This is a genomic window from Flavobacterium sp. AED, assembly GCF_000812945.1.
Lineage (GTDB): Bacteria > Bacteroidota > Bacteroidia > Flavobacteriales > Flavobacteriaceae > Flavobacterium.
On the sequence record NZ_JSYM01000001.1, the window covers coordinates 617,344 to 637,400 of the forward strand.

Below are 20,057 nucleotides of genomic sequence, written 5' to 3' on the forward strand. Positions count from 1 at the left end.
TTTTTAAATAATGGCTCTCACTTTATTGTGAGAGCCATTGATTTTTACTAAAGGATTGCTCCTAGCCATTTAGCTTGGAAAGGCACTGCAATGAAGTAGTGACGATACGCTAATTGGTTGGTTTGGGTCGTTGGATTATCAACAGCTGCAGTGAAATACTGTTTTGTATTTCCTGTCTTTTTGGCGATATTATCTTTCACGAATGCGATAGATGCTTTTTTATCCGTTCCGCCCGGAACTGATCCGTATGCTTTTTTCACATTCAATGAAGTGAAATAAGGCATATTTACATATTGATAGATTTCGAAACCTGCAATTGTAGGAGCTACATCGCCAGTTTTATAATTTACCAATTGATCTCCAAAATTCTTACGGTCTCTCAACAAATCATTGTAGTGATTTGAGTTTAAAACCAGTCTTCTACCTTCAACAGGACAACCATCGATTGCATCGAAAGCTTCTTTTAGAGAAACTAAATCTTCATAAACCAATCTCAATCTTCCACCCGGAGCTGCTTCAGCAGTTGCACCACCTGTAGCAGTGATAACTGGAGTATTTGCAGTTGTAGAAGTTGGAGCAATGGCGTGAACCGCTTTCCCAAATTTCTCTGAGGTTAATTTTTGAACTGTTTTACGAGTTGCATTGTCGATACGGTCATAAGACGCGCCTAACACTTGGTCGTCTGAAAGTGTCACCACTTTGGTTTGGTATTTATCCAACTGAATAATAACCTGATCATCCGTGTACGCTTGTAAAGCGATAGGATACGTTGAGTTATTAATCAAAATGTCAGGAGCAAACTCGCTCGTTGGCACGTGGATTACATTGCTTTCAGTGATGGTTCCTTCTCCCATTTGGGAAACGTCAACATCCATTTCGGCAATCCCGTCTAAGAACGGGGCTTGATCTGCGGTGGTCAGGTTATTAATAACTCTGTCCAACCATACGTCTGCAAAATTTGCTGGCATCTATGTATTATTTTACGTTAAACAATTTTTTGTACTCTTCGGGACTATTGGTTTTGAAAGCCAACTGTGCGTCAAGTCCTAATTTTTGGAAGTCTTCTTTCGAAGCAACTGCACCTGGAACAACCGGAACCGTTTTATCTCCCAAAGTCACTTTTGCAGGAATACCTTCCAAAGTGCTTTTTGCCAATTCAAAATTCAAAAGGGCTAATTTTACAAAGTCCTCTTTTTTGGTTGCAGGGATTCTGCCCTCAGTGATTGCAAGAGAAACCATAGTTTCAATCGCCAACTCAGCGGCATTGTCTTTTTCGGTTTCCAGCGCAAGTAATTTTGCAGACATGGTTGCGTTTTCGTTTGACAACTTCAAAACAGCTGCTTCAACAGCGTCAACGTCCACTTCAGGAGTTGCCTTATCAAAACTTAATGCTGTTAAGACAGCAAGTGTTAATGTGATCTTTTTCATATCGTGTATAGGGTTTAAATCTAAATTCTGGGTTTCGCCTTCTATTGGCTGTAGTGCCAAACAAAGCTGTTTGATTTCTTCGTCTTTTAGCAGTTCGCCACCTTCAGCATACAAGCGTATCGAATTGGCGTTGGATGGAACCGCAACAATGGAGCACTCATATAATTCGCATTTCTCCATTATCAGTTCAGTACCGATAATTTTTAAATCAGATGGTTTGAAAGTGATACCCATCGAGCAGGAGTTAATAAATCCACGCTCTACTTTTCCGGAAACTTTCAAAGCGTCCTTGTCTTCAATATCGAAAACAGGCTCACCAAGTAGTAAGTCTTTATCGACTGCAACATTTTCCCACTTTCCAAGAACTGCCTGTGTAGAGTTATAATGTTGATCTAACATCATTGGGTTGTTTTTAAAACGCTTCAAACTAATACCGGCAGTAAGGATTCTAAATCCGTAACTGTTGGCTTGGTTCTGGTCATTAAAAACAAATGGTTTAGGCATGGGCTGATTTTATAGGTTTGACTAATTTCAGAGACAAAGATGCGTGGCTTTTACGCCTTAAAAAAAAAGCTGTAAAGTACGTTTACGCCTATGTATAAAGGCTTTAAAGATTTGTAAAGCAGTCAAACACTATTTTTTTTCAGGAGTGTTATTCCGTCAACTTTGCGTATAAAAGCACGATTATGGCATTGAAAAAACTGCAGGAAAAAGAGTTTGCGAAATCACTATTTATTAGTGGAGGAATTACCCAGAAGGAAATAGCCTCCCGTGTTTCGGTGACGGAAAAAACACTCGCCAACTGGATTAAAGCAGGAAAGTGGGAGGTTTTGAAAAAATCGTTGCTGACTACCAAGCAAAATCAGTTGTCTGAGTTATACGATCAGTTATCAAACACAACAAATGAAATAAAAACCCGAAAGGTGATTTATGATGTACCCACTTTTCTTTATAAACCATTCAAGCTAAAAAATAGCTTAGGGGATGAGTATTTAGAATTTCCAGAATTTAATGAAAAGGACTACCCCATTTTAGTTGGGAATGTTGCCACCTCAAAAGATGCTGACGCCATTTTAAAAATAACAACTTCAATCAAGAGGCTAGAAACCGAAACCTCTATTGGTGATACTGTGGAAGTGGCTCGAAACTTCATCGAGTTTGTACGTCCGCAGGACTTAGAACTTGCCAAAACAATCACGAATCTTTTTGATGTATTCATAACCGCAAAAATGAAATAATGGCAAGCAGTAAAGCGGAAGATAAAAAGTACTATGAATTATGGCAGCAGTTTCGGGACAACACCCGAAAAGCCACACCTATTGACTTAAAGGAAAGTGTAGTCGATAAACAAAACCGTGTCTCCAAACTCGAAAAGAACCCGGAGCAATGGTTTAAATACTATTTCCCGAACTTCTACACTTCGGAACCGGCACCGTTTCATATCAAAGCTACCAAGCGAGTTTTATCCAATCCTGAATGGTATGAAGTGCGTTCCTGGTCTCGTGAATTTTCAAAGTCCGGGCGTACAATGATGGAAGTTCTTTTATTGGCCATGACAGGCAAAAAGAAAAACATCCTTATGGTTTCCAGTACGTACGATAATGCCGAACGTTTGCTGTTACCATACAAAGTAATTTTAGAGTGCAACAATAGGATTATCAATGACTATGGCGCACAGGAAAGCATTGGTGGTTGGGAAGCGGGCGAGTTTGTAACCAAAAAAGGAGTTTCATTTCGTGCGCTTGGTTCCGGGCAATCTCCAAGGGGAACCCGTAAAGACGAGGTGCGTCCGGACTGTATTTTAATCGATGATATTGATACAGACGAGGAGTGCCGAAATGCGCAACGTATCAAAGAAAAAATCAAATGGATTGAAGAGGCTTTGTATGGTACACGTTCGCTTTCAAATCCATTGTTGTGGATTGCCTGCGGAAATATCATTGCAAAATATTGCTGTATTACTGAAATGGCTAAAAAAGCCGATATCCACGAAATTATAAACATCCGTGATAAGGATGGAGTTTCAAATTGGCCTGCTAAAAATACCGAGGCTTTAATTGATCGGGCGCTTTCCAAAATTTCATGGAGCGCACAACAAAAAGAATACTACAATAATCCCGTAAGCGATGGCGATGTATTCGAAAAGATAAAATACGACAAATGTCCGCCGTTGAAATCGTGCGACAATGTATTGGTATATGCCGATCCATCCACCTCAAATAAAGACCGTGGCGTAAACAAACAAGCCTCATATAAATCAGTGGGAGTTATTGGTAAAAAGGGTTCTAAATACTACTTATACAAAGTTTGGATTAAGCAAACCAACAACTCCAAGTTTGTGAGTTACCTGTACGAAGCCTACAATTATTTAGCGATGCACGAGGTAGATGTGAAGCGTATTTATATCGAAAATAACTCACTGCAAGCACCACATTACGAGCAAGTAATCCAACCCGAAATAAAAAAGCAAGGCGCACTTGTAAACATTCATTTGCCAATCACGGCAGACACTCGAAAGAAAACAGACAAGTTTTTCAGAATCGAGGGAACGCTAGAACCAAAGAACCGAATGGGTAATTTGATTTTCAACATTGCCGAAAAGAATGACCCTGATATGAGAGTCATGGAGGACCAAATGACCAGCGTTTCAGAAAAAGCAAAAATGATGGATGGACCCGATATGTTAGAAGGTGGGGTTTGGATTTTAGAAAACAAAACCGTGCAAATGGAAGGCGGTTACAGTTTTGGAGCAGTTAATAACAGAAAATATTAATATATGAGAGTAGTCATTTATCAAATAGGCGTGGATGTTCTAGGATTTCCAGTTTACATGGAGCATAAAATTTACAAGATTTCAACAGAGCCAAATAGCAAATTTCACAAAGGAAAGTCTATTCCTTTAGGTCAGGTTATTGAACAAAAAATAACAAAACAACATTAACATGTTTGTATCAAAAGAAGATTTAGGAAGCGCCATTTATGGCTATCAGGTGGAACAAATAACCGAGGGCGATGATGATTTAGTATTGCAGGCCATTAACGCAGCAATTGAAGAGGTTGGCGGTTATTTGGCCGGCAATTCTTTGTATGATGTTGCGAAAATTTTTGCCACTACAGGCGCAAATAGAAACGCCTTGATTTTGACACATACGGTTACCATTGCAAAATGGTATATCGTGGAGCTGTGCAATGCCGATATTATTTATGAGCAAGCAAAAGAACGGTATGACCGTGCCGTGTCCTGGTTAACTAAGTTATCCAAAGGAACGGTGACACTTGGCGGTTTACCAACAATTCCCATTGCAACGGGAGAAACTGAAACGGACACTTTTGGCTATGGCTCAAGAGTTAAATTTATACACGACAATTAATCATGGCAACAGCAAAAAAAACAGCACCGGCAAAAGCGGGAGCCTTAGACAATACTAAATTAGTCAATCAAATACTTCAAAAATCAATGTCCCGCGTTCGTCAGGATGTTGCTACTTGGAATACCGCTTTGACTATGGCACGAAAAGCCGAAAAGCCAAAACGTCATTTGTTGTATAATTTATACGATGAGATTTCTATTGATGGTTTGCTGACCTCCCAATTAGGAAACCGTCTGTTGAAATCATTAGCGACCAGTTTTATTATAGCTGATAAAAGCGGAAAGCAAAATGAGGAATTGACAGCATTACTCCAGGACAAAATTTGGGTGAATGAAATCAACAAGGCAATCCTTGGTTCTATTACACATGGCCACTCGGTTGTGGAGTTTGAATGGATAGGCATTGGCGACACACAAGATCTAAAATGTAGTTTAATAGACCGCCAAAACATAGAACCTCGTGAAGGTTTATTTTATCCAGATTACAACGGTGACAAAGCAATTCCATATCGTGCAATGGCAGAATATGGCACTTGGATTTTAGAGTTTGGCGATAGCAAAAACATAGGGCTTTTAAACAGTGCTGTGCCTCACGTTTTATTCAAACGTTTTGCGCAATCCTGTTGGTCTGAACTTTGCGAAATTGCGGGAATCCCTCCAAGAGTTATGAAAACCGACACTCAAAATGTGGCGATGCTTCGCAGAGCGGAGCGCATGATGAAAGATATGGGCGCAGCGGCTTGGTTCATTATTGACGAAAGCGAAAAATTTGAATGGGCGCAAGCTTCGAATGCGAATGGAGATGTTTATCAAAAGTTAATGACGTTTTGTAACAACGAAATCTCGATGCTAATTTCGGGTGCTGTGATGGGTCAGGACACTAAGAACGGTTCCCGTTCTAAAGAGTCTTCGATGCAAGATACATTGCAAACATTGGTTGATTCTGATTTGTCATTGATTGAGCAATATTGGAATACTAAAGTAATCCCTGCATTAATCAATATTGGCGTGTTATCCGGTGACTGTGTTTTCTCTTATCCGGAGACGGAAGATATTGCACAATTATGGGCAATGACAAAAGACACATTTCAACATTTTGAAGTTGACCCGCAATGGATTAATGACACTTTTGGTGTGAAAGTATTGGGCCCTAAAGTACAACCAACAACACCCGCTGCCAATCTTTCATTGGATGGGAATTTTTTCGTCTAAGCCCCAAATATTACAACCAATATTTCGGGGCTTTGAATAGCCGATTATCATTTTTGTATGATTGCAATTGCGAAGATTGCAAAACTCAAATGTACACATTAGCCATTGGCGAAAGCAAAATTAAACCGCTTTTAAAGAGTGTTGAAACGGCTTTTAAACAATTGCATAAAAAAGGGAATTACAAACCGGAAGATTTGGCGAAGACCAAAGCCTACAAAAATTTAGTTACACAAACGAGCCAAATTTTTAACGGCGCAATTGCTGACAATGATATTCCGGAAGCGATGGCAAAAAGCCTGAAAGATGATGCTTTCATTTTCTCCGGGCTTAAAACCAATGCGCAACTTGCTGAAGCTTCGAGATTGTTATTGACTGAAGACGGTAAAATTAAATCCTTTTCGGCTTTCTCTAAAGATGTGGAAAGTATCAAGGAAAACTACAATCAAAAGTATCTGGACGCTGAGTATCAGTTTGCGGTTTCCTCGGCACAGTCTGCAGGGAATTGGGCGAATATAAGCAACGATTACGATTTACAATATAGAACGGCGGGCGATGACCGTGTGCGTGATTCTCACGACAAATTGAGAGATACAACGTTACCACCGGATGACGCTTTTTGGTTGTCGTATTACCCACCAAACGGTTGGAGGTGTAGATGTACTGCGGTACAAGTTCGCAAAGGAAAATTTGAAGTAAGCGATAGCAAAAAGGCAATTGCTGAAGGTGAAAAAGCAACCTCACAAATTGATAAAGATGGCAAAAACAAACTGGAGATTTTTCGTTTTAATCCTGGTCTTCAAAAAGTGGTATTTCCGCCGGCGCATCCGTATACTAAAGTTGCAGGCGCGAAAACGGTTCGAAAGGAGTTGAAAGATGGAAATTAACGACTTAGAAAAGAAAATAACCCAAGATTTAGCGGTAGAATTAGCGGACGAGTTTGACCGTAATTTTGAACGCAAAGCCTTTTTTACGGAAAAGTGGGCGAGTCCAAAAATAAACAATGCTCGTGGTTCTGTGATGAACCGCTCCGGGAACCTGAGACGCTCCATTAAATATTCCGTGCGTGATGGAATGATTTTATTTAGTAGTTCACTGCCTTATGCATCTATTCACAATGAAGGAGGAGAGATAACGGTAACGGCTCAAATGAAAAAATACTTTTGGGCGATGTACTACAAAGCCGTTGGTGGAATTACTACCAAAGTAGACGGTGGAGAAAGCAAGAGCAAAAAGAATGTAAAGCTTACCGCAGAAGCCGCCAAATGGAAAGGATTGGCACTAATGAAAGTGGGACAAAAAATAAAAGTCGAAAAGCGTCAAATGGTTGGCGACCATCCACAAGTTGCCAAAATTGTAAAAGGCGTTATTGATGACAACATGGAACTATTTAACCAGGAACTAATCAAAAAATTTACCCGATGAAAGAATTACTTTTAAACTTAGAAACACAACTTGCAACGGTTACGGCAATACAATACATTGATGAGGATTGGGGACAGCTTGACGATTATGGACCAAATCCTCCCGTGAAATGGCCGTGCTGTTTAGTTGACTTTGCCGATGCCGATTATAGTGAGATCGGAATAGATCGCTCTGCAACCCCGCAGAACCGACAACAGGCATTTGGGAGTGTCACTTTTAATTTTGCTAATCGAAAGATCACTAACAGCAGTAAAAACGCACCAATTAACCAAAAGGATCAAGCTTATTTATTGTTAGGTATAATTGAAGAGGTACACACAAAAATACATGGATTTCGTCCCGATGCAAATAGCGGTAGTTTAATACGTAAGAGTTTCAGAAGGGTAAAACGAGATGATGGAATTCAACAGTATCGTGTGATATATAACATTGGTTTAAACAATGTTTAAAACGACATCGTGAGCTGACTGTCTTTTATGGCTTGCAGTTCTTTGATTTCCTTATTGATTGGGGTACACAGAATAGTGTAAAGTGTTGTTCTTGAAATTGGGTAAACAGGAAAAATGTATTTCCTCCAAACAACGGTGGTGGGAATGTCCTCTGTCTTATGTAGCTTGTATAATTCCATAATAAGCTTGTAGCGTTGAAGCTTGTTATTTTGAATACCTATAGCTTGTTTTGTGAGGGACATGTGACAAATTTATGTGTTTTTAGAATACAAAGCAACTCAACTTTTTAAGCATAAAAAAAACCACCGTTATGGTGGTTTTTTTATTTATGACCAATTGGTGATATGCCATTCATCGTCCGAGCCTTTCAATTTGAAATTAATTTTTGCCGGGCGGTTTATTAATTCCTGACTATTAAAGTCATCTACTGTTTTTTCAAGTTCGGCATCTGGTCTAAATACTTTTTTCCAAGTAGGGAATAAATCTAAATAACTACCCCAAACTTCATAAAATCGATAGGTTTTTGTTCCCACTATTTCGAGTGCTTTATTCTGACCTTCATAAAACACATTAAAAACTATTTTAAAAGTCTTTTCACCAGAGCTATAACTTACAATATAATAATCTCCGTTTAAGCTTTCTTTTGCTTGTACAAACTCCCATTGCGTTTTAGCATTCGTTGCTACATCATTTGCAAAAGAATTGGCTTGTGCTTGAGTAAGGGATTTTAATTGTTCTGGTCTGAACTGTGCCTGAGTAAATGAGCTTACCAATAAGGCAATAAGTAGTATTAGTTTTTTCATAAAATTTCAATTTACATTCAAATCTAATCAATATTTATAAGATACAATTGCTATTGCAATTAAAAGTATTATTAATACAATAAATAAAACTCTCATCTTGCATTGATGACGACGGTCTATTTCTGCCATTTTTCTGTGATGATCTTCCCAAATTTCTTGCATTAGTTCAAAGGTATTAAGTTAGTTTTGTTATTCTTTACGGGATTCCTCATTTGCTTAATATTTTAAATCTGTCCAGTGGATAATCTTACCTTTGAAACCTTCGTTGAAGTAAGCAAAGAAATCTTCAACGGCATCAAAACCATCGTTTTGAGCAAGTTTAAAAATTTCATCATCGGTTAGCCATTTAATATCATCAATAATAACCGCTCTAATCGGTGGTAAATCATTCATCAATATTTCTCGGTTAGAATAATAATCTATTTGAATGCTTTGAACACTCACCACTGGCAGAACCGGAGCAAACCGAAACATATCTTTTTGACGGCAATTGATGAAGAAATCAATTTTTGTTCCTGGCTTCCAACGATCGGTTGCATCTTCCCGGATGGTGTGAATTTTAGGATTTGTCATTCGTTCGTTCTCTTCGGGTAAGAAGTCCCACAGTTTACCAAATTGCTTCTCGTAATTATCTAGACAGGCAATGTATTGTGTATCGTCTTTAAAATTGTGCCTTAATAAACCCTCCCAAATCTTCTCTATAAAATAGGTTGGCTTTCCGTTCAATTGTGTGCTAAAGGGTAGTATCATAATTTAATTTTTTAAGTGAATTCTAAATGCTCTGATTCTTTTATTATTGTTGTTGTGAATGGAAATTTGTCTTTTGGCACTTTCAGTATCATTTGCATTAGAATAGTCGAGCCAGTAAATAGAACGTGTTTTGTTCCAGACTTTGCCAATTGGAGGATTAATAGCTTTGTCCCGGCTTTAACTTTTGAATCTTCAATCTTATAATCTAAAACGGATATTTCAGCGTTTAATAATTTATCTATTTTTATTTTGTCACCGGTAAAAGTGGATAGTTCTGCTTTTATGCCTAAATCTTTAAATGCTGTCATTGGGTAGTAATTTTTTGAGTAAATGTTTGGAATTGCAATGTTTTGCCCATCCCATATAAGCGGCTATAGTTGCCTTGTTTTTTGTTTTAGATATTGCCTTAGCAAATCTTTTTTTAATCGATTTTCGAAGCAAAGTGTGAGTGTGATAGAACTTATAACCTATAAAATCAATCGAACGATCTTCGACGGGAAACACCTGATAAGTGTCTTTTACTTCCAGTTTTAAATTAGTCATTAAATACTGTTTAATTTCGAATAAAAGTTCATGCAAATGAGGTTTGTTGTTGGATAGAATTACGATGTCATCGGCATACCTGAAGTAATATTTTACGGCTTTGTTTTCTTTGATCCAGTGGTCAAAATAAGTAAGGTAGAAGTTAGCAAAATACTGGCTTAAATAGTTGCCAATAGGCAAACCATCGGCACTGTCTATAATTTCATCCAGTAACCAAAGTAGTTCATTGTCCTTGAACTTTTTTCGAAGTAACGCTTTTAGTATATCATGATCTACATTAGGGTAGAACTTCACAATGTCTAACTTTAAACAGTACTTTGTATTATTCTGGTCCCGCAATGCCAGTTTAATATTTTTAGAAGCTGCATGTATGCCTTTTCCTTTAATACAAGCATAGCTATCATTTGTAAAAACCTTTACAAATATTGGCTCTAAAACATTCATTACGGCATGATGGGTGATTCGGTCAGGGAAGTAAGGAAGGCGAAAAACAAGCCTTTCTTTTGGTTCAAAAACGGTGAAGGTTGTATATTCAGAAGTTTTGTACCCTTTGTTTAAAAGCATTTCATGAAGTTTGAAAATATTGCTTTCGGGTTCTTTGTCAAAAATTTTGACACCGTATTGATTGGCTTTGCCTTTTCGGGCTTTTGCTTCAGCAATCCTTAGATTGTCAATGGATGTAATTTGACTGTATATATTATTGAGTCGTTTCATTACTTTGCTTTGATTGGCTCGCTTTCGATTGCTCTACTAACGAACCTATTAAGAATGTGATTTTTTGCCGTGTTGGCAAGGTCTGTGGTGTTTAATATTTTAAGCTCAGGTGCGAGCTGACATTCGAATTCGTGTTCCAGTTATCGTAGTCGTTGTACGAAAAACTGCCACCTGAAGGAGAACTACAGCAACGACACCACACAACCTCAATTATTTATGCTTTTACAAAATAGCTTTTGTATAGGTCCTCAAATTGCTGTCCAGCATATATTGCCTTTTCTCTCGATTCAAAGCAAAGGCGCGAGCCGACACCCGAAACCGTGTACCAGTAAGCGCAGTCGTCGTACGAAAAACCGCCACCCGAAGGAGAACCCATCTCGAACCAAGGATAGTATTTATCCCATTCGCCATTTGTCCAGTCTGGTACCCAGTCGCCGTTGATAGCTTTGGCGATTATCACTAATTTGGCGTGGTCAATCATTGCCTGTCTGTCTGATTCAGGAAAAAATGAAAAATCTGGAATAATAGTCGGCTCTACATTAATAGCCTTGCAAGCGTCTTCGAATGTTTTAATTTCTGTGTACATTTTTGTGGTTTTAAACGGTTAAAAAATCTTTGTAAATACTCTCAAATAATTGCCCTGAATGTTTTGCTAAATCAGCCGATTTGAAGCAAAGGCGCGAGCCGACAGCCGAATCCGCGAGCCAGCGAACGTAGTCGTAGGACGAAAAACCGCCACCCGAAGGAGAACCCATTTTGAACCAAGGATAATATTTACCCTGACTTGAATTTGTCCAGTCTGGAGTCCAACCTTCATTGAATGCCTGGACAATTAATTTTAGTTGCTTATAAGCTAGTTCGTCAGCAGGAAGATTTTTGGTTTGCTCTAAGAATTCCTTGCCGTCAATGTTCAAAACAAGAAGAACATCAACAAAGGTTTTAATGCGTTCTTTGATGTCTTTTGGTATTTCTACCAAGTTAATAGCTCCTGACGATTGGTCAACTGACTCAAACTTGAATCCTTGTGGCGGATTGATTTGCATTGTTTTACTCATTTTTATTTGTTGTTTAATTACTTGATTACACTTTTTGCCACTCATCTTCAAAGTAGCGTTGGTTAATAAATGTGGATAGGTGCGCTTTGCCAACTTTTGATTTGGCTACATAATTGTCATAATGCTTGACGGTCTGGAAACATCTGATTACATCGGCGGGCTTCATTTTATTAAAAGCCTTTTCGCTTTCAACCCTTTTAATTTTATGATCGTACAGTTTCCAAAGTGCTTCAAAAGACAAGTCTGGCTCTCCAACTATTATTTCAAAGTTGGCTTTCAGTTTCTTTTGCCAGTGCTTTATATGTTCCTCCTGGTGCGGGAATTTTCCCTTTGTAAACAGCCAGTCAATTTGTGCCTCATTCAGTATCCCGTCGAGAGCTCTAAAGGATTCTAGAACCCCATTTAAATGATATTTAAACACCCAAATATTACTTGAGTTTCGGCTCTTAATGGTATAGGTGATTAATTGCTCCATCAAATAATCGTTTCCAGTTCGTAATAAATTTGGATTCCTAATTTCGTGGCGGTTCTGTGCTCAATCATTGCGCCTTTGCTATCGGTGTAACACGGCAGCATAAAAATAGCGTCACAATATTCTAAGGCTTCAAGACATTTGTTCATTGCCACGTCCCAGTCTTCTTTTGGGTTATTTATAAGCTCAATGGGATTTATGACATCAAAGCCTTTTGCCTCGAGTTCGTCTTGTGCTTCTTTGAATTTGAGTGCGGTTGGTTCTGCAGGTAGTCCGGTTACTTTCCCGGCTATGTAGATTGTTTTGTTCATGCGAGTTTTTGGTTTAATTGACTTATTATTATTCGGGCGATGTTAATCTTATAAGGGTCCGTCTCTGCTTTAAAAAAACCCTGTATAAATGCCTCCAATATGTAAGCTTCGTGATACTTCAGTGTTATTTTAGATTTCTTTTTTTGGTCGAATAAATCTAAACGGCGATTGATGCTTTTAGCTTTAGCCGTTACTTTATCCAAAACATCAATCATAATGGTATAGGTCTTTTTTGACTGTTGATCTAAATTCCTAAAATCCATTGCCTGAATCAAAAAACATTTTCCCTCCAAATAGTTTATTTCGTCAGTTGTAAGTTTTAGTTCTATTTTCATTTAACATTCTGTTTTAGGTTTTTCTAATTGTTCGCCACATTCCGCGCAAACGAGTACTGTTGTTTCACAAGTCCCAACGCTTTCTATTACTCTTATTTCGGCTATATCGTGGGGACATACTTCGGTGATGCTATAGTTTTCCATCGGCTGAATCTTTTGTAAAGAGCTCTTTAGCGTGACACCATTTTGAGCAGTCATTTGGATCTTTACAATCACATTTTGGAAATTTTGATTTTCGTTTCTTTTTTCGCTTTGGCTCTTTATAAATACAGGCGATGTAACCAATAAAAAAGCAACCTCCGAATGCCATTAGTAAATTAAATATTTGAATTCCTGCTTCTATTACCTCCATCTTACTTATATTTTGATTTTACAATTCCTTCTAATGCAACTATTATTTTGGAAACCTCTTGCGGTTCCATCTTTTTTAATGGCTTATTAATTGGTGATTTATCACTCTTTAAAAACTCGCTCAATCTGTTTATGTCTGGAACTTCACCCCATTTTCCATTAGGGACAACCCATTGTACTTGACGAAGCAGTGATAAGATTGCTTTGTGTTGTTGGTTATTTTTATCAAATAATCCCCAGTTGCTTTTGATTTGGCCTCTGCCACCTTGTACAATGGTTTGCAATCGCTTTTGTGGGCGGTTGTAGTCGTCTATTGCGGAACCTTGTCCCTCGTATAGATATGGTTTTTTAGTTGTTGTCATAATAGGCGTCATTTATAGAAAAAGTAACTCCGTAAAACCCTGAAATAACTAGTTTTTTGCTACCTCCGGGATGCCAAAAAGAAATATTAAGAGGTGTGCAGCGGGGGTATTTTGCATTGAGTTCGGCTTGCTTTTCTAATATTCTATGAGAAAGTAGATTTAGCTTACTGGCATCAATTAGTTTGCCTCTGAGCGATTGTAGATAACTTGCAAACTCTGCCTGTAGTTTATTCTTAGTTTGTAGAGCGTTATTGGCCTCTAGGTAGTAGTGTGATGGATTCATTTTATTTTTGTTTTAAATTTGCTCCCGAGGCGGGCTTCGATCCCGCGACCAGCCACTTAAGGCACTCTACCAACTGAGTTACTCGGGAAACCGAATTAACTAAACCTTGTAAGTTGCTTTCGTGTGTCTTTTAAATCTTGGATTGTCAATTACCGCCGTTTTATATCTTCTGAATGCTCGAAGCTCGTTGTCTGACATGTCAGTTCTTGAAATCCATTGTTCTGCGCTATCTTTAAAAACAGTATGCCCATTTACGTTGTAGCTTTCGTGATCAGTTAGTGGTATTATGGTTATCGTTACGCTCATTGATGTACTGTTTATAGGTTATCTTTAGTTTAAAGTGAAGCCATTCTCTGAATATCAGTATCGGCTTAATGTTGGTCATAATTAGCACAATAACCAACAGGATTATTGTGCTTATATATGGATTACTCTGATGCATCTTGCTGAGGAATTGACTCGTTGTAAAACTCAAACTTGTAGCCTTTTGAGAAATCAACCGCAGACATAGACAATGGTATTGGAGTTTTGTTTTTGTTTTCGTCAATTAGTGCCGCTTCAACAAACCAAACCGAGCGCACCGGCTTGTATGCTTTTGAGATGATATCAACACCGTCGGTAAAATCCTCATTATTTCTTTTAGCGGCCAATTTTTGAAGCTCTAATACTCTTGAGCCTTTCAAATTTCCTTTAGCATCTTTTTTCAAGAGATTAAAAACCATGTCTACTAGATCAGCGGTTTCAGGAGTTTTTGCTAAGGAGCTTATGTATTTTTCTACTTTAGCAATCCCGGCGTTTACCGTATCATCCCAACCGTCAGTAATACGGTAGCCTATTTGCACTTCGCCACGATCAAAAGAGAAAGTGTGTGACTGCTGTTTTTCTTTGACTCCAAAGACTTCTGACTTTAGTTTCAAGATGTCCTCGAAGTACTGAAACGCTTCTGTTTTGGCATTGGATAACACCTCAGACGCTAATGCGAGTTTAAAATTCCTGCATCATTAATTGCATCAATTACAGGAGCAGTAACGGTAACAGTAACGGTAGCATTATCACAATTGGTTGGATTAAGTACTTCACAGATTCGGTATACCAAAGAATACGAACCGGCAGGTGTACCTGCGGCTACTATTACATTGGTACCAGAAAGCGTGATTCCGACAGTTGAATTTCCTGGGACAGGAGTTGATGTTGATGTATTATTATTAGAAACAGGATCACTATTTGTTCCGGAAATTGTTGCTGTATTAACATAAGATGTCCCTCCTGTTTTTACTTTTGCGACTACCGTTAAAGTTGCTGTAGCTCCATTAGCAAAATTTCCTATTGTCCAATTTGGAGCAGACCAGGAACCTACGGAAGGAGTAACGCTAAGAATAGTATAGCCATTAGGAATGGCATCATTTACTACAACATTAGTATCATTACTGATTCCTAAATTACTTGCTGTAATTGTAAAAGTAATATCACTTCCAAAAGTTGGATTTGAATTACTAACCGTTTTAACGACTTTTAAATCGGAACATCCTTTAAAAATATTTGTACTTACACTAGCACTGGCTAAACCCCAACCCCAAGTATTAAGTAATCTAACATTTCCATAGTCATTACATGTAGTTCCATCAGTTTCGTTTGAACCAACGGCAGGTGCAGGAATAGTTTGAAGTAAATTCCCATTTGCACTCCAGGCACGAGCAGGACTTGTAGTCCCAACTAAGGAATTATCTAATCCAGCACCAGTTAAATTATTTTCGGATGTACTGCCATCATTTTCACAATTTGTCCCAACATTTGTTAATTGTGAATCATCCCAAAACATTTGAGAATTTGCAATTGCAATTGGAGCAATTGAAGATACATTAAATCCATTTATATTTAATTCTACATCATATAATGGAAGATTAAATCGGCCTTTAAGAAAGTTTAAAGTTAAATTTACTGTAGAGCCATCATTTACTACATTACCTAATCCATCAAGACCATCCCAAGAGATTGTGTTATTTCCTGCGGGTAAACTTAAAGCCTCAAGTATTCTATCGCTTGTTCCTGCTTGATATCCTGAAACGCCATTTAAATTAAAGAATAATTTTACATCTCCGGCCTCTGAAGTATTAAAACGTATCAGGTATGGTCCACAATTAATTATTGCAGGATTTAGGAAAGTTGGCGCTGCAGGTATTGATGCTACAGGATATAAATTTGGGTCAGGATTATTTAAAAATACTTTAAAACCATTTAATAATGATGGTGAAGTAGCTGCGTTTACTGATCTACGGGTAATATTAAAACTACCCGTTTGAGAAACTCCATAACTATTAACAGCTACATTAAATGCAATGGGTTCAAATCCAGGATTAAAATCAATAAATAATACTACTCTATCATCGGTATAAGCATAAAAATTTGACTCAGAAGTTGCTGTTGTTAAGTTTCCATAAGTTGGTGATACAGCGACAAAACCCCATTTGTCAGAATGTAAACGACCACTTTTTTTATTGAAAGTTCCGGAATTATTTGCGACTGTCATATCAAATAAAGCACCAACAGCTCTGTCTGAAGAAGCTGTTAATGGCGTAATACCACCATCATTACTTCTGTAAATTTCAATCCAGTGCTCTCCAGCTACATCTGGATCATAAACTAATGGAGAATATCCGGTTGTTAAACCTCCAATATTTGGTCCAGCTAAAGCTTGGGCATGGCTGTCAATACTACCTGGGACACCAGTATTATTATTCCATAAAGCAGTAACCGCAATAGAACCATCTGGTCTTCTAATACGATAATATACATTGTTTAATCTTCCTGGATTTCCTGTGGCATATTGTCTCCAGTCAAAACCAAAATATAGGTTTTCTGTAGATGCATTTGCAATATTGAAATAAATTCTATTGTCTTCAGGTGCATTGAAGTATGAACCATTTGATAAATCTGGTGCACTCAATACAGCAGTAATGTTATTTGCATTAGGAGAAAGTGTAGGTGTACCTTCTGCAAAAACTGATAAAGAAAATAAAGAAATTAAAAAAGAAATGGTAAATGAATAATAATTTACGGTATTTTTAACATTAGTTTGGGGTAATTTTTTTCTCATGCGGAATAGATAAATTTAATAGTAAATTTGGGCAATGGCAATCATTTTTAAATTTTAGAATTTGTTGAAAATTCAAATTTTTTACAAAATTACTTACATAAAATTATTATTTACAATTTTATCTTTAAACAACCTAAATACTCGTTGAAACGACATTTCTTGTTAAAAAATAATAATAAAAGATGTTATAATGAATATTTCTGATTTATTTTTTACTTAAACTGATGATGAGTGTTAAAAATTTAACAATTCAAAGCTATATTTTTTATTTTTTATTAACAAATAAAAAAGACGATTAAATGCATAAATATCGGATTAAGTGCATTTTTTGATAAATTAAGCTAGGAATAATCTTATTTAAGTTATTTTTAGAAACAATTTTGCTTCAATTTTTTTTGTAAGAAAAATAATTTAAAATTATTTTTCTATTTCAAAATAGTATTTTAATAAAAATTAGAATTAAAAAAAAAATTGTAATTTGTAATCTCAAAAAAACTGACAAAAATATTTTTATATAAAAAAATAGAAGCATGAAAAACTTAATATTAATTCGGCATGCGAAGTCAAGTTGGGAGGCTCCATTACATGATAAAGATAGACCTTTAACAAATCAAGGAATGAAAGATGCACACCTTGTTTCCTCACATATTAGTGATTTTATCCCTAAAACGTATATGATTTGGAGTAGTTCGGCAGAAAGAGCCTCGGAAACGGCAGTAATTTTTGCGCAAAACATATCATATCCCATAGAATGCATTGATTATAAAGACGAGCTTTACACCTTTGATGAAAATAAATTAGAAAAAGTTATTAAATCTTGTGACAATGGTATAGAAAGTGTGATTCTTTTTGGACATAACGAGGCTATTACAAATTTTGTTAATAAATTTGGAGATGCTTTTATTAATAATGTTCCTACAGCTGGATTTGTGTCTTTACAATTTGACACCGACAACTGGGATAGGATTAAAAAAGGCAAAACAAAAAAAATAATATTTCCCAAAGAATTAAAATAAAAAAAGTGTTAGAACATAAATATATTGATAGAGAAAAAAGTTGGTTAGCATTCAATGCAAGAGTACTTCAAGAAGCCGCAGATGATTCAGTACCGTTATTGGATAGATTACGATTTTTAGGTATTTTTTCGAATAATATGGATGAATTTTTCAGAGTTCGTTTTGCCGCTATCAGAAGATTAAGTCTCTCAGGGATATCCGGAGAGAAATATTTAGGTGGGATATCAGCGCAACAATTAGTAAAAGATATCACCGAAATAGTAATTCAGCAACAATCCGAAAGTCTACGTATTTTAAATATTATAGAGGCAAAATTAGAGACGGAAAACATATTTATTATAAATGAAAATGAAATCTCCAGAGAACAGGAAAATTATTTAAAAGATTTTTTTATTCAAAAATTAAGTCCGGAATTAGTGACCATTATATTAAATGATTTAGCTGAATTTCCTTTGTTGAAAGATACTTTAGGATATTTGGCTGTAAAATTGGTTATGAATCATACCTCTGAAGTTCGATATGCAGTTATTGAAATTCCAAAAACAATTAATCGATTTGTTGTTTTGCCTTCTAATAATGAAAAACAATATGTGATTCTTCTTGATGATGTGATTAGACATAATTTGAAAAGTATCTTTAATATTTTCGATTACCAAAGTGTTTCAGCGCATATGATTAAAATTACCAGAGATGCGCAATTAGACATCGATAGTGATTTGAGTAAAAGTATGATTGAAAAAATTTCTACAAGTGTAAAAGACAGAAGAATAGGAGAGCCGGTTCGTTTTATTTATGACCAGTTGATAGAAAAAGATACACTTCAATTTTTTCTCGATAAGATGAAAATTGTTACTACTGACAGTATTATTCCTGGTGGTAGATATCATAATAGACGTGATTATATGAATTTTCCAAATCTGGGCAGATTCGATTTATTGTACCAAACTAATGAACCTTTGCCGATTCCTGGATTAAGTCTCGAAGGAAGTATATTAGAAAAAATTAGTACTAAAGATTATCTTTTAAATGCGCCTTATCAATCTTTTTCTTATCTCACTAAATTTTTACGGGAAGCGGCTCTTGATCCAAAAGTAACTTCTATAAAAATTACGTTATACCGATTGGCAAAAAATTCTCAAATTATAAGTTCACTTATAAATGCTGCCAAAAATGGAAAAAAAGTGACTGTTCAAATCGAATTACAAGCTCGTTTTGATGAAGCTTCTAATATTTCGTATGCAGAACAAATGAAAACGGAAGGAATTGAACTTATTTTTGGAATAAAAGGACTAAAAGTTCACAGTAAAATATGTGTTATTGAAAGAACCGAGAATGATAAAATCAAACGTTATGGTTTTATTTCTACCGGAAATTTTAATGAATCAACGGCAAAAGTATATACTGATGTGACTCTTTTTACAAGTCACCAACAAATTCTAAAAGACATTACAAAAATTTTCGAATTTTTCGATATTAATTATAGAGTACATCGATACAAACATCTTATAGTTTCTCCTCATTACACCCGAACTAGATTTTATAAACTGATAGATCGAGAAATTTTACATGCTTCAGCGGGAAGAAAGACACATATAAAATTAAAAATGAATAGTTTATCAGATTTTAAAATGATTGATAAATTATATGAAGCCAGTAATGCAGGAGTAAAAATACAACTGGAAATTAGAGGTATTTGTTCATTGATACCTGGAATTCCTGGGATGAGTGAAAACATTGAAGCAATAAGTATTGTGGATAATTATCTGGAACATTCCAGAATTTATATTTTTGGGAATGCCGGACAAACGGAGGTTTACATTTCCTCAGCGGATTTTATGACTAGAAATCTGGATGGTCGTGTAGAAGTTACTTGCCCTATTTATGATCAGGAAATTAAAAATGAACTCATTGATAATTTCGATTTAGGTTGGAAAGGAAATGTAAAAGCGAGATATCATTCTTATAAATTAGATAATAAATATAGAGTAAGAAATCACAATCCAGTTTTTAGAGCGCAATTAGAAACGTATAAATATTATCGAAATAAAATTGACGTTTTAGAAGAAATTGTTTAAAAAGTGGTTTCA

Annotated in this window: 29 protein-coding genes and 1 tRNA gene; 10 read left to right on the forward strand and 20 right to left on the reverse strand. The window is 36.4% G+C overall.

From position 1 onward, the window contains the following. Positions 1–47: 47 nt before the first annotated feature. A complete protein-coding gene (locus OA85_RS02760; RefSeq protein WP_039107975.1) occupies positions 48–968 on the reverse strand; it encodes a hypothetical protein in 921 nt (306 codons plus the stop codon). Positions 969–975: 7 nt separating this feature from the next. After that, complete coding sequence (locus OA85_RS02765; RefSeq protein ID WP_039107976.1) at positions 976–1,932, reverse strand: HK97 family phage prohead protease; 957 nt, start codon at positions 1,930–1,932, stop codon at positions 976–978. A gap of 182 nt (positions 1,933–2,114) precedes the next feature. Between OA85_RS02765 and OA85_RS02770 the strand changes: the two genes are divergently transcribed. The 8 genes from OA85_RS02770 (at position 2,115) to OA85_RS02800 (ending at position 7,881) form a co-directional block, all read left to right on the forward strand. After that, a complete protein-coding gene (locus OA85_RS02770) occupies positions 2,115–2,666 on the forward strand; it encodes a hypothetical protein (RefSeq protein ID WP_039107977.1) in 552 nt (183 codons plus the stop codon). Then, positions 2,666–4,201: a hypothetical protein gene (locus OA85_RS02775; protein ID WP_039107978.1), complete on the forward strand. Its 1,536-nt coding sequence runs from the start codon at positions 2,666–2,668 to the stop codon at positions 4,199–4,201. Before OA85_RS02770 ends, OA85_RS02775 begins: the two co-directional genes overlap by 1 nt. 3 nt (positions 4,202–4,204) lie before the next feature. Then, the gene (locus tag OA85_RS17320; RefSeq protein WP_156129401.1) at positions 4,205–4,369 is read left to right on the forward strand and encodes a hypothetical protein; all 165 of its coding nucleotides are present in this window, start codon (positions 4,205–4,207) and stop codon (positions 4,367–4,369) included. Position 4,370: 1 nt separating this feature from the next. Further along, positions 4,371–4,799: a phage protein Gp36 family protein gene (locus OA85_RS02780; RefSeq protein WP_039107979.1), complete on the forward strand. Its 429-nt coding sequence runs from the start codon at positions 4,371–4,373 to the stop codon at positions 4,797–4,799. Between the two features lie 2 nt (positions 4,800–4,801). Continuing rightward, positions 4,802–6,010, forward strand: coding sequence for a DUF935 family protein (locus OA85_RS02785; protein ID WP_039107980.1), 1,209 nt, complete (start codon positions 4,802–4,804; stop codon positions 6,008–6,010). Between the two features lie 89 nt (positions 6,011–6,099). Then, positions 6,100–6,894 (forward strand): phage minor head protein, encoded by a 795-nt coding sequence (locus OA85_RS02790; protein WP_052257125.1) that lies wholly within the window; start codon positions 6,100–6,102, stop codon positions 6,892–6,894. Next, positions 6,884–7,432, forward strand: coding sequence for a phage virion morphogenesis protein (locus OA85_RS02795; protein WP_052257126.1), 549 nt, complete (start codon positions 6,884–6,886; stop codon positions 7,430–7,432). The genes OA85_RS02790 and OA85_RS02795 overlap by 11 nt, the downstream gene beginning before the upstream one ends. After that, the gene (locus OA85_RS02800) at positions 7,429–7,881 is read left to right on the forward strand and encodes a hypothetical protein (RefSeq protein WP_039107981.1); all 453 of its coding nucleotides are present in this window, start codon (positions 7,429–7,431) and stop codon (positions 7,879–7,881) included. The genes OA85_RS02795 and OA85_RS02800 overlap by 4 nt, the downstream gene beginning before the upstream one ends. Here the strand turns inward: OA85_RS02800 and OA85_RS02805 are convergent. From OA85_RS02805 to OA85_RS02885, 18 genes are all read right to left on the reverse strand, one after another. Next, positions 7,878–8,123 (reverse strand): hypothetical protein, encoded by a 246-nt coding sequence (locus OA85_RS02805; protein WP_039107982.1) that lies wholly within the window; start codon positions 8,121–8,123, stop codon positions 7,878–7,880. The two genes, OA85_RS02800 and OA85_RS02805, sit on opposite strands and share 4 nt — an antisense overlap. Positions 8,124–8,207: 84 nt before the next feature. Beyond that, positions 8,208–8,684, reverse strand: a complete 477-nt coding sequence (locus OA85_RS02810; protein WP_039107983.1) for a hypothetical protein — start codon at positions 8,682–8,684, stop codon at positions 8,208–8,210. Positions 8,685–8,900: 216 nt separating this feature from the next. Further along, positions 8,901–9,434, reverse strand: coding sequence for a hypothetical protein (locus OA85_RS02815; RefSeq protein ID WP_039107985.1), 534 nt, complete (start codon positions 9,432–9,434; stop codon positions 8,901–8,903). A gap of 11 nt (positions 9,435–9,445) precedes the next feature. Next, positions 9,446–9,742 (reverse strand): hypothetical protein, encoded by a 297-nt coding sequence (locus tag OA85_RS02820; protein ID WP_039107986.1) that lies wholly within the window; start codon positions 9,740–9,742, stop codon positions 9,446–9,448. Further along, entirely contained in the window at positions 9,729–10,691 is a 963-nt protein-coding gene (locus OA85_RS02825) for an RNA-directed DNA polymerase (protein ID WP_039107987.1), read from the reverse strand. The genes OA85_RS02820 and OA85_RS02825 overlap by 14 nt, the downstream gene beginning before the upstream one ends. A gap of 214 nt (positions 10,692–10,905) precedes the next feature. Then, on the reverse strand, positions 10,906–11,277 hold the full coding sequence (locus OA85_RS02830; protein ID WP_052257127.1) for a hypothetical protein: 372 nt from the start codon (positions 11,275–11,277) through the stop codon (positions 10,906–10,908). Between the two features lie 10 nt (positions 11,278–11,287). Next, a complete protein-coding gene (locus OA85_RS02835; protein ID WP_156129402.1) occupies positions 11,288–11,746 on the reverse strand; it encodes a hypothetical protein in 459 nt (152 codons plus the stop codon). Between the two features lie 25 nt (positions 11,747–11,771). Beyond that, positions 11,772–12,221 carry a hypothetical protein gene (locus tag OA85_RS02840; protein WP_039107990.1) on the reverse strand — a complete coding sequence of 150 codons (450 nt, stop codon included), beginning with the start codon at positions 12,219–12,221 and terminating at the stop codon, positions 11,772–11,774. Further along, positions 12,221–12,529, reverse strand: a complete 309-nt coding sequence (locus OA85_RS02845) for a DUF4406 domain-containing protein (RefSeq protein WP_039107991.1) — start codon at positions 12,527–12,529, stop codon at positions 12,221–12,223. Before OA85_RS02845 ends, OA85_RS02840 begins: the two co-directional genes overlap by 1 nt. Next, positions 12,526–12,864, reverse strand: coding sequence for a hypothetical protein (locus OA85_RS02850; RefSeq protein ID WP_039107992.1), 339 nt, complete (start codon positions 12,862–12,864; stop codon positions 12,526–12,528). Before OA85_RS02850 ends, OA85_RS02845 begins: the two co-directional genes overlap by 4 nt. Further along, positions 12,865–13,008, reverse strand: a complete 144-nt coding sequence (locus OA85_RS17325) for a hypothetical protein (protein WP_156129403.1) — start codon at positions 13,006–13,008, stop codon at positions 12,865–12,867. After that, positions 12,995–13,216: a hypothetical protein gene (locus OA85_RS02855; protein ID WP_039107993.1), complete on the reverse strand. Its 222-nt coding sequence runs from the start codon at positions 13,214–13,216 to the stop codon at positions 12,995–12,997. Before OA85_RS02855 ends, OA85_RS17325 begins: the two co-directional genes overlap by 14 nt. A 1-nt stretch (position 13,217) precedes the next feature. Next, the gene (locus OA85_RS02860) at positions 13,218–13,577 is read right to left on the reverse strand and encodes a hypothetical protein (RefSeq protein ID WP_039107994.1); all 360 of its coding nucleotides are present in this window, start codon (positions 13,575–13,577) and stop codon (positions 13,218–13,220) included. Continuing rightward, entirely contained in the window at positions 13,564–13,860 is a 297-nt protein-coding gene (locus OA85_RS02865) for a hypothetical protein (RefSeq protein WP_039107995.1), read from the reverse strand. Before OA85_RS02865 ends, OA85_RS02860 begins: the two co-directional genes overlap by 14 nt. Positions 13,861–13,881: 21 nt before the next feature. Beyond that, positions 13,882–13,948 (reverse strand) — tRNA-OTHER (locus tag OA85_RS02870). Positions 13,949–13,959: 11 nt separating this feature from the next. Next, positions 13,960–14,166 (reverse strand): hypothetical protein, encoded by a 207-nt coding sequence (locus OA85_RS02875; protein ID WP_039107996.1) that lies wholly within the window; start codon positions 14,164–14,166, stop codon positions 13,960–13,962. A 122-nt stretch (positions 14,167–14,288) separates the two neighbouring features. Beyond that, positions 14,289–14,825, reverse strand: coding sequence for a DUF3164 family protein (locus OA85_RS02880; protein WP_052257128.1), 537 nt, complete (start codon positions 14,823–14,825; stop codon positions 14,289–14,291). 8 nt (positions 14,826–14,833) lie between these two features. Further along, positions 14,834–16,954, reverse strand: coding sequence for a DUF11 domain-containing protein (locus OA85_RS02885; RefSeq protein ID WP_039107997.1), 2,121 nt, complete (start codon positions 16,952–16,954; stop codon positions 14,834–14,836). 530 nt (positions 16,955–17,484) lie between these two features. Between OA85_RS02885 and OA85_RS02890 the strand changes: the two genes are divergently transcribed. Then, positions 17,485–17,970, forward strand: coding sequence for a histidine phosphatase family protein (locus tag OA85_RS02890; RefSeq protein WP_039107998.1), 486 nt, complete (start codon positions 17,485–17,487; stop codon positions 17,968–17,970). Between the two features lie 5 nt (positions 17,971–17,975). After that, positions 17,976–20,045 (forward strand): polyphosphate kinase 1, encoded by a 2,070-nt coding sequence (ppk1, locus tag OA85_RS02895; protein WP_039107999.1) that lies wholly within the window; start codon positions 17,976–17,978, stop codon positions 20,043–20,045. The last annotated feature ends 12 nt before the right edge of the window (positions 20,046–20,057 follow it).

Coding starts and splice junctions, on each gene's coding strand:
- OA85_RS02775 (WP_039107978.1), top strand. CDS start 2,666: ATGGCAAGCAGTAAAGCGGAAGATAAAAAGTACTATGAATTATGGCAG.
- OA85_RS02770 (WP_039107977.1), top strand. CDS start 2,115: ATGGCATTGAAAAAACTGCAGGAAAAAGAGTTTGCGAAATCACTATTT.
- OA85_RS02830 (WP_052257127.1), bottom strand. CDS start 11,277: ATGTACACAGAAATTAAAACATTCGAAGACGCTTGCAAGGCTATTAAT.
- OA85_RS02785 (WP_039107980.1), top strand. CDS start 4,802: ATGGCAACAGCAAAAAAAACAGCACCGGCAAAAGCGGGAGCCTTAGAC.
- OA85_RS17320 (WP_156129401.1), top strand. CDS start 4,205: ATGAGAGTAGTCATTTATCAAATAGGCGTGGATGTTCTAGGATTTCCA.
- OA85_RS02805 (WP_039107982.1), bottom strand. CDS start 8,123: ATGTCCCTCACAAAACAAGCTATAGGTATTCAAAATAACAAGCTTCAA.
- OA85_RS17325 (WP_156129403.1), bottom strand. CDS start 13,008: ATGGAAAACTATAGCATCACCGAAGTATGTCCCCACGATATAGCCGAA.
- OA85_RS02875 (WP_039107996.1), bottom strand. CDS start 14,166: ATGAGCGTAACGATAACCATAATACCACTAACTGATCACGAAAGCTAC.
- OA85_RS02865 (WP_039107995.1), bottom strand. CDS start 13,860: ATGAATCCATCACACTACTACCTAGAGGCCAATAACGCTCTACAAACT.
- OA85_RS02790 (WP_052257125.1), top strand. CDS start 6,100: ATGTACACATTAGCCATTGGCGAAAGCAAAATTAAACCGCTTTTAAAG.
- OA85_RS02780 (WP_039107979.1), top strand. CDS start 4,371: ATGTTTGTATCAAAAGAAGATTTAGGAAGCGCCATTTATGGCTATCAG.
- OA85_RS02855 (WP_039107993.1), bottom strand. CDS start 13,216: ATGGAGGTAATAGAAGCAGGAATTCAAATATTTAATTTACTAATGGCA.
- OA85_RS02810 (WP_039107983.1), bottom strand. CDS start 8,684: ATGAAAAAACTAATACTACTTATTGCCTTATTGGTAAGCTCATTTACT.
- OA85_RS02885 (WP_039107997.1), bottom strand. CDS start 16,954: ATGAGAAAAAAATTACCCCAAACTAATGTTAAAAATACCGTAAATTAT.
- OA85_RS02890 (WP_039107998.1), top strand. CDS start 17,485: ATGAAAAACTTAATATTAATTCGGCATGCGAAGTCAAGTTGGGAGGCT.
- OA85_RS02800 (WP_039107981.1), top strand. CDS start 7,429: ATGAAAGAATTACTTTTAAACTTAGAAACACAACTTGCAACGGTTACG.
- OA85_RS02765 (WP_039107976.1), bottom strand. CDS start 1,932: ATGCCTAAACCATTTGTTTTTAATGACCAGAACCAAGCCAACAGTTAC.
- OA85_RS02845 (WP_039107991.1), bottom strand. CDS start 12,529: ATGAACAAAACAATCTACATAGCCGGGAAAGTAACCGGACTACCTGCA.
- OA85_RS02840 (WP_039107990.1), bottom strand. CDS start 12,221: ATGGAGCAATTAATCACCTATACCATTAAGAGCCGAAACTCAAGTAAT.
- OA85_RS02860 (WP_039107994.1), bottom strand. CDS start 13,577: ATGACAACAACTAAAAAACCATATCTATACGAGGGACAAGGTTCCGCA.
- OA85_RS02795 (WP_052257126.1), top strand. CDS start 6,884: ATGGAAATTAACGACTTAGAAAAGAAAATAACCCAAGATTTAGCGGTA.
- OA85_RS02760 (WP_039107975.1), bottom strand. CDS start 968: ATGCCAGCAAATTTTGCAGACGTATGGTTGGACAGAGTTATTAATAAC.
- OA85_RS02820 (WP_039107986.1), bottom strand. CDS start 9,742: ATGACAGCATTTAAAGATTTAGGCATAAAAGCAGAACTATCCACTTTT.
- OA85_RS02815 (WP_039107985.1), bottom strand. CDS start 9,434: ATGATACTACCCTTTAGCACACAATTGAACGGAAAGCCAACCTATTTT.
- OA85_RS02825 (WP_039107987.1), bottom strand. CDS start 10,691: ATGAAACGACTCAATAATATATACAGTCAAATTACATCCATTGACAAT.
- OA85_RS02835 (WP_156129402.1), bottom strand. CDS start 11,746: ATGAGTAAAACAATGCAAATCAATCCGCCACAAGGATTCAAGTTTGAG.
- OA85_RS02850 (WP_039107992.1), bottom strand. CDS start 12,864: ATGAAAATAGAACTAAAACTTACAACTGACGAAATAAACTATTTGGAG.